Genomic DNA, 14835 nt, shown 5'->3' with positions numbered 1-14835 from the left:
CGTGACTGCATGAACGAATCGTTCCCCCGTTTTGATACCGGCCGCTCGCGCACCCTGTCCGCGTGCCGCGCCGGACTCGCTGCGCTGATTGTCGCGTTGCCGCTCGCCGGCTTCGCGCCGCTTGCGCACGCCGACCGCGCCGACAAGGACAAGCCACTGAACGTCGAAGCGGACAACATGACCTACGACGACCTCAAGCAGGTCAACATCTTCACCGGCCACGTGGTCGCCACCAAAGGCACGATCGTGATCAAGGCCGATCGCGTCGAAGTGACGCAAGACCCGCAGGGCTACCAGTACGCCACCGGCACGTCGAGCGGCGGCAATCTGTCGTATTTCCGCCAGAAACGCGAAGGCCTCGATGAATACATCGAAGGCACGGCCATTCGTATCGACTACGACGGCAAGCAGGATCTGACCACGCTCACCACCAACGCTACCGTGAAGCGCCTGCAAGGCCTCTCGACGGTCATGGATCAGGTGCACGGCAGCGTCATCACGTATGACGGCCAGAACGACTTCTACACCGCGAAGGCAGGTAAGGACGTCGCCAGCCCGGGCAACCCGACTGGCCGCGTGCGCGCAATGCTGGCGCCACGCAATGGTGGCGCGGCGCCCCTGAACGGCGCGTCGGCCACGCTCGCGCCGTCCACCACGATCCAGGGAGCACCGAGTCAGTGAGTTCCTCCGCGTCCCTCCCCAATCGCAAACCGGCCGGCACCAGCAGTTCGCTGGCGGTCCGCAACCTGAAGAAACGTTACGGCTCGCGCACGGTCGTCAAAGACGTCTCGCTCGACGTGAAAAGCGGCGAAGTGGTCGGCCTGCTTGGCCCCAACGGCGCCGGCAAGACCACCTCGTTCTATATGATCGTCGGCCTCGTGCCGCTCGATGCAGGTGAAATCGATCTGGACGGTAAGTCGATTAGCTTGCTGCCGATTCACAAGCGCGCGTCACTGGGCTTGTCGTATCTGCCGCAGGAAGCGTCCGTGTTCCGCAAGCTCAGCGTCGAGGAAAACATTCGCGCGGTGCTGGAATTGCAGCACGAGGACAACGGCAAGCGGCTCAGCAAAGACACCATCACGAGTCGCACCGAAGCCTTGCTCGACGAACTGCAGATTGCTCACCTGCGGGAGAATCCGGCGCTGTCGCTGTCGGGCGGCGAGCGTCGGCGGGTTGAAATTGCTCGTGCGCTGGCCACCAATCCGAGCTTCATTCTGCTCGACGAACCGTTCGCGGGCGTCGATCCGATCGCGGTGCTGGAAATCCAGAAGATTGTCAAATTTCTGAAGCAGCGCAATATTGGCGTGCTGATCACCGACCACAACGTGCGCGAAACCCTCGGCATCTGTGACCACGCCTACATCATCAGCGACGGCAGCGTGCTGGCCGCAGGTGCGCCGAGCGACATCATCGAAAACGAAAGCGTGCGGCGCGTCTATCTGGGCGAACACTTCCGCATGTAAGTGCACAAGGGATTACCGGCGGTGCGAGCGCGCATTCGCCGGACCTTTTGCGGCATCCGCACATCAGCACTTTTGACTTGGGCCGTCCCGCGCCCAGCGCCGCCGAAAACGGGCGCACGCGTAATTGCGAATTCGCAATGTATCGCGGTCGTGGCAAACTCTCTACAATGAATCTCAACTTGCCATGAAAGCCAGCCTCCAACTCCGCCTATCGCAGCATCTTGCGCTGACCCCGCAACTGCAGCAGTCCATCCGGCTGCTTCAGCTGTCCACGCTCGAACTGCAGCAGGAAGTCGCAATGGCGATCTCGCAGAATCCGCTCCTCGAAAACGAGGACGACTGGATCGCGAGTCCCCTGCGCGTGGCAGCCGACGGCTCGCTGATCGCCCAGGCGCCCAATTCCTCCCCGCCGCCCGACCAGATGGGCGGCAATACCTCGTCTTCATCCACCAGCAGCAGCGAGCGCGCCGAGAACGGCGAGCCGCAGGGTGTCGACGAATACAACGGCCTCGCGAGCGACAGCAACGGCGACGGGTCGCAATGGGATCTCAGCGACTACGGCCGCTCCGGCAATGCCTCGGACGACGACGATCTGCCGCCGCTGCAAATCCACGAATCGAGCACCTCGCTGCGCGATCACCTGATGGCGCAACTTCGCGTCACCCAGGCGAGCCAGCGCGACCGCGCGTTGATCACCTTCCTGATCGAATCGCTCGACGACGACGGTTACCTCGCCGCCACGCTCGACGAAGTGCTGACTGACCTGCCTGACGAGCTCGAAGTCGATCTCGACGAAATGAATGCGGCGCTTGCGCTGCTGCATAGCTTCGATCCTGCGGGGGTTGGGGCACGCTCGGCGTCCGAATGTCTCAAGCTGCAATTGCTGCGGCTCGAACAGTCGCCTACGCGCACGCTTGCGCTCGACATCGTCGCCCACTATCTGGAACTGCTCGCGGCACGCGATTTCACGCGCCTGCGCAAGCATCTGAAGGCGAACGACGACGAGTTGCGCGATGCGCACGTACTGATCCGCTCGCTCGAGCCGTTTCCCGGCGCCGCTTACGGCAAGGCGGAAGCGGACTATGTCGTGCCGGACATCATGGTGCGCAAAACGGCACAGGGCTGGCAGGCGGAGCTGAATCCGGAAGTGGTGCCGAAGCTGCGCATCAACCACCTTTACGCGAATATTCTGCGCAATAACCGGGGCGACCCGGGCAGCGGATCGTTGCGCCAGCAACTGCAGGAAGCACGCTGGCTGATCAAAAATATCCAGCAGCGTTTCGAGACGATCCTCCGGGTTGCGCAGGCCATTGTCGAGCGTCAAAAGAGCTTTTTTGTGCATGGCGAAATTGCCATGCGCCCCTTGGTTTTGCGAGAAATTGCTGATACGCTGGGCCTACACGAGTCAACTGTCTCGCGTGTGACAACCGGTAAATACATGCTGACCCCATTCGGGACGCTTGAATTTAAGTACTTCTTCGGATCACACGTTTCGACTGACACGGGCGGCGCGGCCTCTTCCACGGCGATTCGCGCGCTCATCAAGCAACTGATAGGAGCGGAAAACCCGAAATCTCCTCTTTCAGACAGCCGCATAGCCGAACTGCTGGCGGAACAGGGCTTCGTCGTCGCACGGCGTACCGTTGCGAAGTATCGCGAAGCGCTCAAGATTCCGGCAGTCAACCTGCGCAAGTCTCTGTAGCCCGCCGCCTCCCGCGACGGGCATTTACCGGCCGCTCCGCAGTTGGCGGACAGGCCGGCCGATGCGACCTGCCAGAAGTCAGTCACCGGGGGGCGACTCAGGCAAGCCGACAGATCGACCGGACCTTCGTCATCGTGCGGAACAAGCGGCCTCTAGCTTGGAGAAGCACTATGAATCTGCAGATCAGTGGACACCACCTCGAAGTAACGCCTGCGTTGCGCGAATACGTGATCACCAAACTGGATAGGGTGCTAAGACATTTTGATCAGGTAATTGACGGCAGTGTGGTCCTCTCGGTCGACAACCACAAGGAAAAGGAAAAGCGTCAAAAGGTTGAAATCAACCTGCACCTCAAGGGCAAAGATATCTTTGTCGAGAGCTGTGACAGCGATCTCTACGCTGCAATCGATCTGATGATCGACAAGCTAGACCGGCAAGTGATACGCCACAAGGATCGCCTGCAGGGCCATCAGCACGATGCGATCAAGTACCAACCGGCACCGCTCCTGGACGTGCCGCCGCAATAAGGAACATTAGAAGGTTTTCTTCACTTTCCTTCGTTTTTTCCTCAGTTGCCTGCATTTGCCTATAGGCATATAGGTAGCCAAACCGCCCGGAACCGGGCGGTTTTTCGTTTCAGGCCGCCTTTCTCGCGCAGCCGCGTCGATCGGATCAATCCTGCAAAGAAACCCATCATGCATGGATGGCGCGCCGCACCATCCGCTGCTACCCTGATCTATAATGTTCCGGTTACCATCGGGGTCAAGTTAGCTCAAACGGAAATCGGTCGGCCGGAGTCCTGCGCTTTCGGACTCCAACGCACGTCGCCGGGAGCCTCAAACGAATGGAACACCACTCAAACGCCCCAGCGAGGAGAACCCAGGCCACGTTTTCGCCTGTCAACATGAATCGTTTAGCCAAATTTCTTCCCCTCGAGAACGTCGTCGTCGGACTATCGGTCACCAGCAAGAAGCGCGTATTCGAGCAAGCGGGCCTGATCTTCGAGAACCAGAACGGCATCGCCCGTAGCACGGTCACTGACAATCTGTTTGCGCGTGAGCGCCTCGGATCGACGGGGCTCGGCGAAGGCGTCGCGATTCCGCATGGCCGGATCAAAGGCTTGAAGCAACCGCTCGCCGCGTTCGTCCGCCTCGCCGAACCTATCCCCTTCGAATCGCCCGACGGCCAGCCGGTCTCGCTGCTGATCTTCCTGCTCGTTCCCGAGCAGGCCACCCAGCAGCACCTCGAAATTCTTTCGGAAATCGCCCAGTTGCTGTCCGATCGCGAGGCCCGCGAGCGCCTGCATACGGAAGAAGACCGCGAATCATTGCATCGCCTGCTCACTCAGTGGCAACCTTGATGCATCGGCGGTTCTCCGCACGCCGGTTATTCGACCAGTTACCCGCACACATGCGGGTACAACCCGGCAAGGTAAACGGCCCGCGTTAACGCGCCCGCCCCTTCGCCTGGCAAAGCGGCCCACACTGGAGTCACTGACTCATGGATACGTCCAGCATCAACGCCCAGAGTATTTTCGACGACAACGCCGCCATGCTGAAGCTGAGCTGGCTGACGGGGCATGAAGGCTGGGAGCGCGGCTTTTCTTCGGAATCGGTCGCCAATGCCACGTCGAGCGCCGACCTCGTCGGCCACTTGAACCTGATCCACCCGAACCGGATCCAGGTACTCGGCGACGCCGAAATCGACTACTACAAGCGCCAAACCGACGAAGACCGCTCGCGCCACATGGCCGAGCTGATCGCATTGGAGCCGCCGTTTCTGGTGGTGGCGGGCGGCGTCGCCGCTCCGCCGGAACTGGTGCTGCGCTGCACGCGTTCGTCCACGCCGCTCTTCACCACACCCATGTCCGCCGCCGCGGTGATCGACAGCCTGCGCCTCTACATGTCGCGCATTCTCGCGCCGCGCGCCACGCTGCACGGCGTGTTTCTCGACATTCTCGGCATGGGTGTGCTGCTTACCGGCGATTCCGGCCTCGGCAAGAGCGAACTCGGGCTGGAACTGATCAGCCGCGGCCACGGCCTCGTTGCCGACGACGCGGTCGATTTCGTGCGCCTCGGGCCGGATTTTGTCGAAGGGCGCTGCCCGCCGCTGCTGCAAAACCTGCTCGAAGTGCGCGGTCTCGGCCTGCTCGACATCAAGACGATCTTCGGTGAAACCGCGGTACGCCGCAAAATGAAGCTGAAACTGATCGTGCAACTTGTGCGCCGTCCCGACGGCGAGTTCCAGAGGCTGCCGCTGGAAAGCCAAACCGTCGACGTGCTCGGCTTGCCGATCAGCAAAGTCACGATTCAGGTGGCGGCCGGCCGAAACCTCGCGGTTCTGGTCGAGGCGGCTGTGCGCAACACGATTCTGCAACTGCGCGGCATCGATACGCTGCGCGACTTCATGGATCGCCAGCGTCTGGCAATGCAGGACCCGGACAGCCAGTTTCCCGGCAAATTGATCTGAGTCCGCGGCACCCCCGCGGCGCCGTGCCACGCCCGCAGCCAACGGCAGGCTGAGGCGGCACGCGCACGGGGACCAGATGCTATGATGAACTGTACGGATTTCACGACTCCATGCGCATAATCCTGATCACCGGTATTTCCGGCTCCGGCAAGTCAGTTGCTCTGAACGCGCTTGAAGACGCAGGCTATTACTGCGTCGACAATCTGCCGCCGCGTTTTTTGCCACAACTGGCCAACTTTCTCGCCGACGGCGGCCAAGAACGCCTCGCGGTCGCCATCGACGCGCGCTCGAGCGCTTCGCTCGACGAAATGCCCGCGATGATCCGCGACCTGTCGCGCGCCCACGACGTGCGCGTACTCTTCCTGAACGCAAGCACGCAGTCGCTGATTCAACGCTTCTCCGAAACGCGCCGCCGCCATCCGCTGTCCGGTTCCACCGCGCACGATGCGGACGTCGGCCTGTTGACGTCCCTCGCCGAAGCAATCGAACGCGAACGCGAACTCGTGGCGGGTCTCGCCGAATTCGGCCATCAGATCGACACCAGCAATCTGCGCGCGAACGTGCTGCGTGCGTGGGTCAAACGCTTCATCGAGCAGGAAGATGCGGGGCTCGTGCTGATGTTCGAGTCCTTCGGCTTTAAACGCGGCGTGCCGCTCGACGCCGATTATGTTTTCGACGTACGCACGCTGCCGAACCCGTACTACGATCATGAATTGCGGGCGCTCACAGGCCTCGACAAACCGGTGATCGATTTTCTCGACGCGCTGCCGGTCGTGCATGAAATGATCGACGACATCGAAAAATTTCTCGCCAAATGGCTGCCGCATTTCCGTGACGACAATCGCAGTTATCTGACGGTCGCGATCGGTTGCACGGGTGGCCAGCACCGCTCGGTGTTCATTGCGGAGACGCTCGCCGCGCGTCTCGCAACTTCGGCGAATGTCATTGTGCGGCACCGCGATGCGCCGGTCGACATCGGCGAATCATCGAAGTTAGTGGCTTAACCGGCCGCATCGCGCGGCCTCAACTCGAAGCGTTGCGCCATGTCTTCTTCTACTGTGCTTGCCGATGTGCCGCTGTTTCCGCTGCATACGGTGTTGTTCCCCGACGGACTGCTGCCGCTGAAAATCTTCGAAGCGCGCTACCTCGATATGGCGCGCGACTGTCTGCGTGAAAAAACGCCGTTCGGCGTGTGTCTGCTGAAAAGCGGCGCGGAAGTGGCGCGCGAGCAAGAGCCTTCGGTGCCCGAAGCAATTGGCTGTCTCGCCGAAATCGAAGAGTGCGATGTCGAAGCCTTCGGCATGCTGCTGATTCGGGCGCGCGGCACGCGGCGGTTTCGCCTGCTGTCGCATCGCGTGGAGAGTAGCGGCTTGCTGGTCGGCATGGCGGAGCCGCTCGGGGAAGACATACCGCTCGAGGGCAATGAGCAACTGGCCAAATTCGGCGCATGCGCGGAAGTGCTCGAACGGATCATCGCAACGATCCGCGAACGCGACCCTGACAGCTTGCCGTTCGCGGAACCGTTCAGACTGGAAGATCCGTCATGGGTGTCGAACCGGCTCGCGGAAGTGTTGCCCATCGCCCTTCGTGCAAGGCAAAAACTGATGGAGTTGCAGGACGCCGGCGCGCGAATCGACGTGGTTCATCACTATATGCAGCAGCATCAGTTGCTTTGATTTGACGTGCTTTTTGCTCGGCGTTGGCTAGAGCAGCGAGCCGTGCAAACTATCCAGTAGCTTGCGCACCGGCGCGGGCACACCGAACGAGTCGAGATCGTTTAATGCGACCCATGCGGTGTCCGCGTCGCCTGCGGCAACTAATGCGCCCACACCGCGATCCAGCTCAGCGAGCCGCGGCTCGATATCCAGCTTGAAATGCGTGAAGACGTGCGTAAGCGGCGCGAGCGGCGAAACCGCTCCGTCGCCACCGAAGGTGCGCGCACGCTCGGCAAGCGCGGCTTCGTCGGCCGCTTCAGGCAGACTCCACAAGCCGCCCCAGATGCCTGAAGGCGGACGCTTTTCCAGCATCACGGCGTTGCCGTCGCGCAGCACCAGCATCCATGTGCGGCGCGTCGGCACCGCTTTCTTCGGTCGTGCCGTGGGCAGTTCACGCTGACGTCCGGTCACGTTGGCCACGCAGTCGGCGGCGAACGGGCAGCGCAGGCAGTCCGGCTTGCCGCGCACACACAAGGTTGCGCCGAGGTCCATCAGGCCTTGCGTGTATGCACTGACGTCGTCGTCCGTTGCGTTGGACGGCAGCAACGATTCCGCCAGCGTCCACATCGCGTTCTCGACTTTCTTTTCCCCCGGAAAACCGTCGACGCCGAAAACCCGCGCCAACACGCGCTTCACGTTGCCGTCGAGAATCGTCGCGCGCGCGCCGAACGCGAAAGAGGCGATCGCCGCCGCAGTCGAGCGGCCGATACCCGGCAATTCCGCGAGTTCGTCGGCCGAAGCGGGGAACGCGCCGCCATGCTGCTCGACCACCACCTGCGCGCAACGGTGCAGATTGCGTGCGCGCGAGTAATAGCCGAGGCCGGCCCACAACGCCATCACGTCGTCAGCCGGCGCGGCGGCGAGCGAGGCAACATCCGGACAACGCGCAAGAAACTTTGCGTAGTACGGAATCACCGTCGATACCTGGGTCTGCTGCAGCATGATTTCCGACAGCCAGATGCGATATGGGTCGCGCGTGTTCTGCCATGGCAGGTCATGACGGCCATGCTGGCGCTGCCACGCAATCAACCGCGCGGAAAAATCAGACATGACGGGAAAAGCAGGCGCAGCGGACGGGGCAGACGGGCTTAGACGAGAAGGCATTGAATATTTAGCGCTGGCAGGTGGGACAGAAGTACGTAGAACGCTGCCCCTGCACGATCTGTTTGATCGGCGTTCCACACACGCGGCATGGCAGCCCCGCGCGATCATAGACGAAATAGTCGAGCTGGAAGTAACCGCTTTCGCCATCGCTGCCGACAAAATCGCGCAACGTGCTGCCGCCCTTTTCGATCGCTGCGGCGAGCGTGATGCGCACAGCGTCCGCCAGCAAATCGTAGCGCACGAGCGAGACGCGGCCCGCCGCGGTGGTGGGCCGGATACCCGCGCGAAAAAGGCTTTCGGACGCATAGATATTACCCACGCCGACCACGATCTCCCCCGCCAGCAACGCCTGCTTCACCGACACCTTGCGCCCGCGCGTGAGCCGGTGCATCAACGCGCCGGAGAATGCCGGCGAAAACGGCTCGACACCGAGGCCCGCGAGCAGCGGATGCTCGAGCACGTCGCCGGCTTCACGCGGGTGCCACAGCACCGCGCCGAAGCGCCGCGGATCGCGATAGCGCAAAATGAACTCGTCGAAAATCCAGTCGATGTGATCGTGTTTTGCCGCGGCCGGTGGCTGCGGCACATGACGCAGCACACGCAGCGTGCCGGTCATGCCGAGATGCACAATGAACCAGCCGGCGTCGATTTCGAACAGCAGATACTTGCCCCGCCGCTCGACCTTGCGCACCACGCTACCGCGCAAGGTTTTCGCAAGGTCCGCCGGAATCGGCCAACGCAGCGCGGGCGTGCGTACATCGACGCGTTCAACCTTGCGGCCGGACACATACGGTTCAATTCCCCTTCGGGTAACCTCAACTTCTGGCAGCTCTGGCATGTCTAACTGGTCTGCAACTTGCGTCGTTGGTTGTGCGCGTATTGTAGCGAGCGCGTTACAATCGTCCGAAACATTGAACGGATTTCCATGAACTTGTCCTTCGTGAAGCTGTTTTCGAAGCGCCCGGCTAGCGCATCCCGCGTGCCGCACGCCGTATCCGCTCGCCGCATGCTCGGTGCCGCCGCGCTCGCCGTCTGGGCCCTGGCTGCCGTGCCCGCGCACGCGCAGGACCCATCGCCAGACTCGGATGACACGTCCGTCACCCTGCCGGACCCGCTCGGCCCGGCGACGGCAGAAGACCAGAAGTCTCTGCCGGGCGTGCCTCTGTCCAGCCAGATCGTATTCCAGGTGCTCGCCGCTGAAGTCGCCTTGCAACGCGACCAGCCGGCGCCCGCCTACCAGACCTACCTCGCGCTCGCGCGCGACACGCATGATCCGCGCATGGCGCAACGCGCCACGGAAATCGCGCTGGCCGCGCAAAGCCCGTCGGACGCGTTGGCCGCCGCGCAATTGTGGCAGCAGTATGCGCCGGATTCGGAACGGGCCGCTCAACTCGACGCGTCACTGCTCGTGCTGTCCGGCAAGCCTGACGACGCCGCGCCGATCCTCGCCCGTGAACTCGCGAAAGTGCCCGCAGATAACCGCGGCAGCGCGATTCTGGCGCTGCAACTGCTGCTCTCGCGCGGTCCGAACCGGATTGGCGGCTTGCATGTGCTGCAAGACCTGCTGAAGAACGACCTGAACCGGCCGGAGGCGCAGCTGGCCATCGCGCGCCAGCAGCTCGTTTCGGACGACGCGCCGGGCGCGCGCAAGTCGCTCGAACAGGCGCTCACGCTCAAACCGGACTATTTGCCGGCCGCGCTGACGCTGTCGCAGATGGGCCCGGAGGAGCGCGCGGAAGGCATCGCATCGCTCGAAAAGTACGTGCAGCAGAATCCGAAATCGCATGACGCACGTCTCGCGCTCGCGCAGATGTATCTCGCGAGCGACCGTCTGGACGACGCGCAGAAGCAGTTCGAGGTCATGCACAAGAACAACGCGAGTGAGCTCACGCCGTTGATGGCGCTCGCGCTGATCAAGATTCAGCAGAAGAATTTCAACGACGCGCAGACCTACCTCACGCAGTATGCGCAGCAAGCTGAAAAGACGCCGGGCGCCGATCCGGGCCAGGCGTATATCTATCTTGCGCAACTGTCGCTCGAACAGAAGAACGAAGCCGCGGCGAGCGACTGGCTGAACAAGATTTCACCGGCAAGCCAGCAATACGTGCCGGCGCAGATCACGCGTGCGCAATTGCTCGCCAAGCAGGGCAAGACTGAAGACGCGCGCAAGCTGCTGGCCGGCCTGCAGGCGCCCGATCCACGTGACCAGGCGCTGATTGCACGCACCGACGCGGCCATTCTGTTCGACGCGAAGCGCTACCCGGAGGCGGAAGCGCGCCTGCAAGACGCTACCGCAAACTTCCCCGACGATCCCGATCTCACCTACGACTACGCCATGGCCGCCGAAAAGAACGGCCATTACGACATCATGGAAGCGCAACTGCGCAAGCTGATCCAGACGCAGCCAGACAACCCGCAGGCGTACAACGCGCTCGGCTATTCGCTGGCCGATCGCAATCAGCGCCTCGCGGAAGCGGACAAGCTGATCGAAAAGGCCTCGTCGCTGGCGCCGAACGACGCGTTCATCATGGACAGCGTCGGCTGGGTCAAATACCGGATGGGCGATACGTCGGATGCAATCAAGTTGCTGCGCAAAGCGTACGACCTGCAGCCGAACGCCGAAATCGGCGCGCACCTCGGCGAAGTGTTGTGGAAAACCGGCGCGCAGGATCAGGCCCGCGCCGCCTTCCGCGACGCGCGCAAGCTCGAACCGGACAACGACACGCTGGTTAAAACGCTGCAACGTCTTCAGGTAAACGATCTTTGATGCGTCTTTCCCGCTTGATCTCCTTTCCCCGGGCGCCGCGTGGCGCGGCGCTCGGATTCGTAGCGGCAGCGGTTGTCGCGTTGGCCGGTTGTGCATCGGTGAAGCCGCAGGGGCCGTCTACGTCGAATGCGGCGACATCCGTCACAGCGCAGACCACGCGTGCTTATCAAGGCCGTTTCGCGATCCAGTACGACGATCAGAACGGCCAGCAGCGCAATGCCTATGGCAACTTCACCTGGCAGGAAACGGGTGACACGGTCACAGTGCAATTGCGCAATCCGCTCGGCCAGACGCTGGCGGTCGTGACTTCGTCGCCGGCTTCCGCCACGCTCGAACTGCCGAACCGCCAACCGCTCACCGCCGACAACGTCTCCACGCTGATGCAGAACGCGCTCGGCTTCGCGCTGCCGATCGAAGGGCTGCGCTACTGGCTACAGCCTTCGCCGGCGCCGACTTCGCGCGCCAGGACCGAGCAGGATGCGGAGCAGCCTTCGCGGCTGAAGCAGATCACGCAGGACGGCTGGACGATCGACTACCTGGCGTATGCCGATGCCCCAGCAACCGGCGTGAAGCGCGTGAACCTGGCCCGTTCGGAACCGCCGATCAATATCAAGCTCGTGCTGGATCAGTAGTCGCGCCTGTTCGCACACCCCTTGCCGCTTCTTCGGCGCCGCTATGGCGCATGTAGCCCTGACTCATGATTGAAACGACCGATTCACTGCGCGATTGTCTCGCGCCAGCGAAACTCAACCTCTTCCTGCACATCACCGGCCGTCGGCCGGACGGCTATCACACGCTGCAAACCGTCTTCCAGTTGCTCGACTGGGGCGACACGCTGCATTTCAAGCGGCGCGACGACGGACTCATCACGCGCAGCACCGAGATCGCCGACGTGCCGCCGGAACACGACCTCACCGTGCGCGCAGCAACGCTCCTGAAGGCGCATACGGGCTCGCCCGCGGGTGTCGATATCGAAATCGAGAAGCGCCTGCCGATGGGCGCGGGCCTCGGCGGCGGCAGTTCCGATGCGGCCACCACACTGCTCGCGCTAAACCGTCTCTGGAAGCTCGATTTGCCGCGCCTTGAACTGCAAGCGTTGGCCTTGAAGCTCGGTGCCGACGTGCCGTTTTTTATTTTTGGGAAAAATGCGTTCGCAGAGGGTGTCGGAGAGGCTTTAGTCGTTGTACAATTGCCGCCGCGCCATTTCCTAGTAGTGACGCCGAGGGTTCAGGTTCCAACTGCAGCGATTTTTTCCGAAAAAGCGTTGACAAGAGATTCGAAACCCCTCATAATTACGGACTTTCCTGCAGAACTTAGCTGCAACACTGAATGGCCAGAAAGTTTCGGCCGCAATGACATGCAGCAGGTGGTCGTGGGAAAATACGCGGAAGTAGCGCAAGTGCTGCGATGGTTTGAAAACGTCGCACCAGCGCGGATGTCTGGATCAGGTGCAAGTGTATTTGCAGCGTTCCGTAGTAAAGCTGAAGCAGAAGCGGTGCAAGCCAAACTGCCAGCCGAATGGAACAGCGCAGTGACTGCAGGCCTCGATCAGCATCCACTCTTTACTTTCGCGTCATAAAGTTTTGCCTCGTCGAACGTTCCCTCGTTCGGTGAAGCTCAAAGTTAGTGTAGGGGAGTCGCCAAGTTGGTTAAGGCACCGGATTTTGATTCCGGCATTCGAAGGTTCGACTCCTTCCTCCCCTGCCAAAATTTCTCGCATTTCCCTCGCCCCCAGCCTGAAGTAGGTGCACGATGAGCAGCCATGACGGCCTGATGGTTTTTACTGGCAACGCAAATCCCGCGCTTGCACAGGAAGTCGTCAATATCCTCGGTATTCCCCTCGGCAAAGCAATGGTTAGCCGTTTCTCGGACGGTGAAATCCAGGTCGAGATTCAGGAAAACGTGCGTGGCAAGGATGTCTTCGTCCTGCAGTCCACCTGCGCGCCGGCGAATGACAATCTGATGGAACTGATGATCATGGTCGATGCGCTCAAGCGCGCATCCGCTGGCCGGATCACCGCAGCCATCCCCTACTTCGGTTATGCCCGTCAAGATCGACGCCCGCGTTCGGCGCGCGTCGCCATCTCGGCGAAGATCGTGGCGAACATGCTGGAAATCGCCGGCGTCGAGCGGATCATTACGATGGATCTGCACGCCGACCAGATTCAAGGCTTCTTCGACATCCCGGTCGACAATATCTACGCTACGCCCGTGTTGCTCGGCGATCTGCGCAAGCAGAACTACGAGAACCTGCTGGTCGTTTCGCCGGACGTCGGCGGCGTGGTGCGTGCCCGTGCATTGGCCAAGCAACTGAATTGCGATCTCGCGATCATCGACAAACGCCGCCCGAAGGCGAACGTTGCCGAAGTGATGAACATCATCGGTGAAGTCGAAGGCCGCACCTGCGTGATCATGGACGACATGGTCGACACCGCAGGCACGCTTTGCAAGGCAGCTCAGGTTTTGAAGGAACGCGGTGCGAAGCAGGTATTCGCTTACGCCACCCACCCGGTGCTGTCGGGCGGTGCAGGCGAGCGGATTGCAGCTTCGGCACTCGACGAACTCGTTGTCACCGATACGATCCCGCTCGGCGAAGAAGCGCGCTCGTGCGCCAAGATCCGTTCGCTGACCAGCGCCGGCCTGCTCGCCGAAACGTTCTCGCGGATTCGCCGCGGCGATTCGGTGATGTCGCTGTTCGCTGAAAGTTAAGTATTTGCGAAGGCGCAGTGTGCGTTGCAGTACCGCACGCTGAGCTTTTGCACAATTGGCATGAACGAACGAAGGTTCGTGCCATCGCTCTGGGGCCTCAGCCATAACGGCTTGGAGGCCCCGTTTTTACTGCCTGGTCGCGGGCAGTGCATTGGAGATTCAAAATGAAAGTAGTCGCTTTCGAGCGTTCTTTGCAAGGTACGGGTGCGAGCCGCCGCCTGCGTATCTCGGGCAAGACCCCGGGCATCGTATATGGCGCTGGTGCTGAAACGCAATTGGTCGAACTGGACCACAACGCACTTTGGCACGCGCTGAAGAAAGAAGTTTTCCACTCGTCGATCCTCGAATTGGAAGTGGCAGGCAAGTCGCAACAGGTTCTGCTGCGCGACGTGCAATACCACCCGTTCCGTCAGCTCGTGCTGCACGTGGACTTCCAACGTGTCGACGCGAAGAAGAAGCTGCACACCAAGGTGCCGCTGCACTTCATGAACCAGGAGACCAACCCGGCAGTGAAGCTGTCGGGCGCGGTGATCTCGCACGTCCTCAACGAAATCGAAATCGAGTGCCTGCCGTCGGCACTGCCGGAATTCCTCGAAGTCGACCTGGTGAAGATCGAAGCGGGCCACTCGCTGCACGCTAAGGACATCGTCCTGCCGGCAGGCGTGGCACTGGTTGCTCACGTTGACGCAGAAAACCCGGTCGTCGCATTGGCAACGATCCCGGCTGGCGCAATCGCTGAAGGCGACGCCGCTGCTGCTGCTGAAGGCGAAGGCGAAAAGCCGGCCGCTTAAGCTGCACTGAGCGAGCAATCCTCTCGATCCGTTTCTGTGAAACGGTCGATGTGACCCGCCGAGGTTCGCCCCGGCGGGTTTTTTTTCGGTTTTTTTCGGCTCGGCCGAGTTCGAC

15 protein-coding genes and 1 tRNA gene are annotated in these 14835 nt (G+C 61.6%); 14 read left to right on the top strand and 2 right to left on the bottom strand.

Annotated elements, in window-relative coordinates; genetic code table 11:
* Positions 1-9: 9 nt before the first annotated feature.
* The 8 genes from lptA to GNZ12_RS31520 all read left to right on the top strand — a co-directional run bounded on the left by lptA (position 10) and on the right by GNZ12_RS31520 (position 7310).
* Positions 10-681 carry a lipopolysaccharide transport periplasmic protein LptA gene (gene lptA, locus GNZ12_RS31555; protein WP_172316030.1) on the top strand — a complete coding sequence of 224 codons (672 nt, stop codon included), beginning with the start codon at positions 10-12 and terminating at the stop codon, positions 679-681.
* Positions 678-1463, top strand: a complete 786-nt coding sequence (gene lptB, locus GNZ12_RS31550; RefSeq protein WP_172316029.1) for an LPS export ABC transporter ATP-binding protein — start codon at positions 678-680, stop codon at positions 1461-1463. The genes lptA and lptB overlap by 4 nt, the downstream gene beginning before the upstream one ends.
* Before the next feature lie 184 nt (positions 1464-1647).
* Entirely contained in the window at positions 1648-3165 is a 1518-nt protein-coding gene (locus GNZ12_RS31545) for an RNA polymerase factor sigma-54 (RefSeq protein WP_172316028.1), read from the top strand.
* 170 nt (positions 3166-3335) lie between these two features.
* Complete coding sequence (gene hpf / locus GNZ12_RS31540) at positions 3336-3692, top strand: ribosome hibernation-promoting factor, HPF/YfiA family (protein ID WP_028199089.1); 357 nt, start codon at positions 3336-3338, stop codon at positions 3690-3692.
* A gap of 317 nt (positions 3693-4009) precedes the next feature.
* A complete protein-coding gene (locus GNZ12_RS31535; protein ID WP_074285509.1) occupies positions 4010-4525 on the top strand; it encodes a PTS sugar transporter subunit IIA in 516 nt (171 codons plus the stop codon).
* 140 nt (positions 4526-4665) lie between these two features.
* On the top strand, positions 4666-5634 hold the full coding sequence (gene hprK, locus GNZ12_RS31530) for an HPr(Ser) kinase/phosphatase (RefSeq protein ID WP_012431656.1): 969 nt from the start codon (positions 4666-4668) through the stop codon (positions 5632-5634).
* A gap of 110 nt (positions 5635-5744) precedes the next feature.
* Positions 5745-6638 (top strand): RNase adapter RapZ, encoded by an 894-nt coding sequence (rapZ, locus tag GNZ12_RS31525; protein WP_172316027.1) that lies wholly within the window; start codon positions 5745-5747, stop codon positions 6636-6638.
* A gap of 39 nt (positions 6639-6677) precedes the next feature.
* Positions 6678-7310, top strand: a complete 633-nt coding sequence (locus GNZ12_RS31520) for an LON peptidase substrate-binding domain-containing protein (protein WP_074285511.1) — start codon at positions 6678-6680, stop codon at positions 7308-7310.
* Between the two features lie 27 nt (positions 7311-7337).
* On the opposite strand, the gene mutY is transcribed toward GNZ12_RS31520, so the two are convergent.
* Both mutY and mutM read right to left on the bottom strand, forming a co-directional pair.
* Positions 7338-8453 (bottom strand): A/G-specific adenine glycosylase, encoded by a 1116-nt coding sequence (gene mutY / locus GNZ12_RS31515; protein ID WP_172316026.1) that lies wholly within the window; start codon positions 8451-8453, stop codon positions 7338-7340.
* Positions 8454-8460: 7 nt separating this feature from the next.
* Positions 8461-9291, bottom strand: coding sequence for a bifunctional DNA-formamidopyrimidine glycosylase/DNA-(apurinic or apyrimidinic site) lyase (mutM, locus tag GNZ12_RS31510; RefSeq protein WP_074285513.1), 831 nt, complete (start codon positions 9289-9291; stop codon positions 8461-8463).
* 87 nt (positions 9292-9378) lie between these two features.
* On the opposite strand from mutM, the gene GNZ12_RS31505 reads away from it, so the two are divergent.
* The 6 genes from GNZ12_RS31505 (at position 9379) to GNZ12_RS31480 (ending at position 14720) form a co-directional block, all read left to right on the top strand.
* Complete coding sequence (locus tag GNZ12_RS31505; protein ID WP_172316025.1) at positions 9379-11220, top strand: tetratricopeptide repeat protein; 1842 nt, start codon at positions 9379-9381, stop codon at positions 11218-11220.
* Positions 11220-11852 carry a lipoprotein insertase outer membrane protein LolB gene (gene lolB / locus GNZ12_RS31500; RefSeq protein ID WP_172316024.1) on the top strand — a complete coding sequence of 211 codons (633 nt, stop codon included), beginning with the start codon at positions 11220-11222 and terminating at the stop codon, positions 11850-11852. The genes GNZ12_RS31505 and lolB overlap by 1 nt, the downstream gene beginning before the upstream one ends.
* Before the next feature lie 65 nt (positions 11853-11917).
* The gene (gene ispE, locus GNZ12_RS31495; RefSeq protein ID WP_172316023.1) at positions 11918-12799 is read left to right on the top strand and encodes a 4-(cytidine 5'-diphospho)-2-C-methyl-D-erythritol kinase; all 882 of its coding nucleotides are present in this window, start codon (positions 11918-11920) and stop codon (positions 12797-12799) included.
* A 51-nt stretch (positions 12800-12850) separates the two neighbouring features.
* A tRNA-Gln gene (locus GNZ12_RS31490) sits at positions 12851-12927 on the top strand.
* Between the two features lie 45 nt (positions 12928-12972).
* Complete coding sequence (locus GNZ12_RS31485; protein WP_074285517.1) at positions 12973-13929, top strand: ribose-phosphate pyrophosphokinase; 957 nt, start codon at positions 12973-12975, stop codon at positions 13927-13929.
* A 164-nt stretch (positions 13930-14093) separates the two neighbouring features.
* Complete coding sequence (locus GNZ12_RS31480; RefSeq protein ID WP_172316022.1) at positions 14094-14720, top strand: 50S ribosomal protein L25/general stress protein Ctc; 627 nt, start codon at positions 14094-14096, stop codon at positions 14718-14720.
* Positions 14721-14835: the final 115 nt, after the last annotated feature.

The organism is Paraburkholderia solitsugae (genome assembly GCF_013177695.1).
GTDB lineage: Bacteria > Pseudomonadota > Gammaproteobacteria > Burkholderiales > Burkholderiaceae > Paraburkholderia > Paraburkholderia solitsugae.
This window is presented reverse-complemented; position numbering and strand designations above follow the sequence as displayed.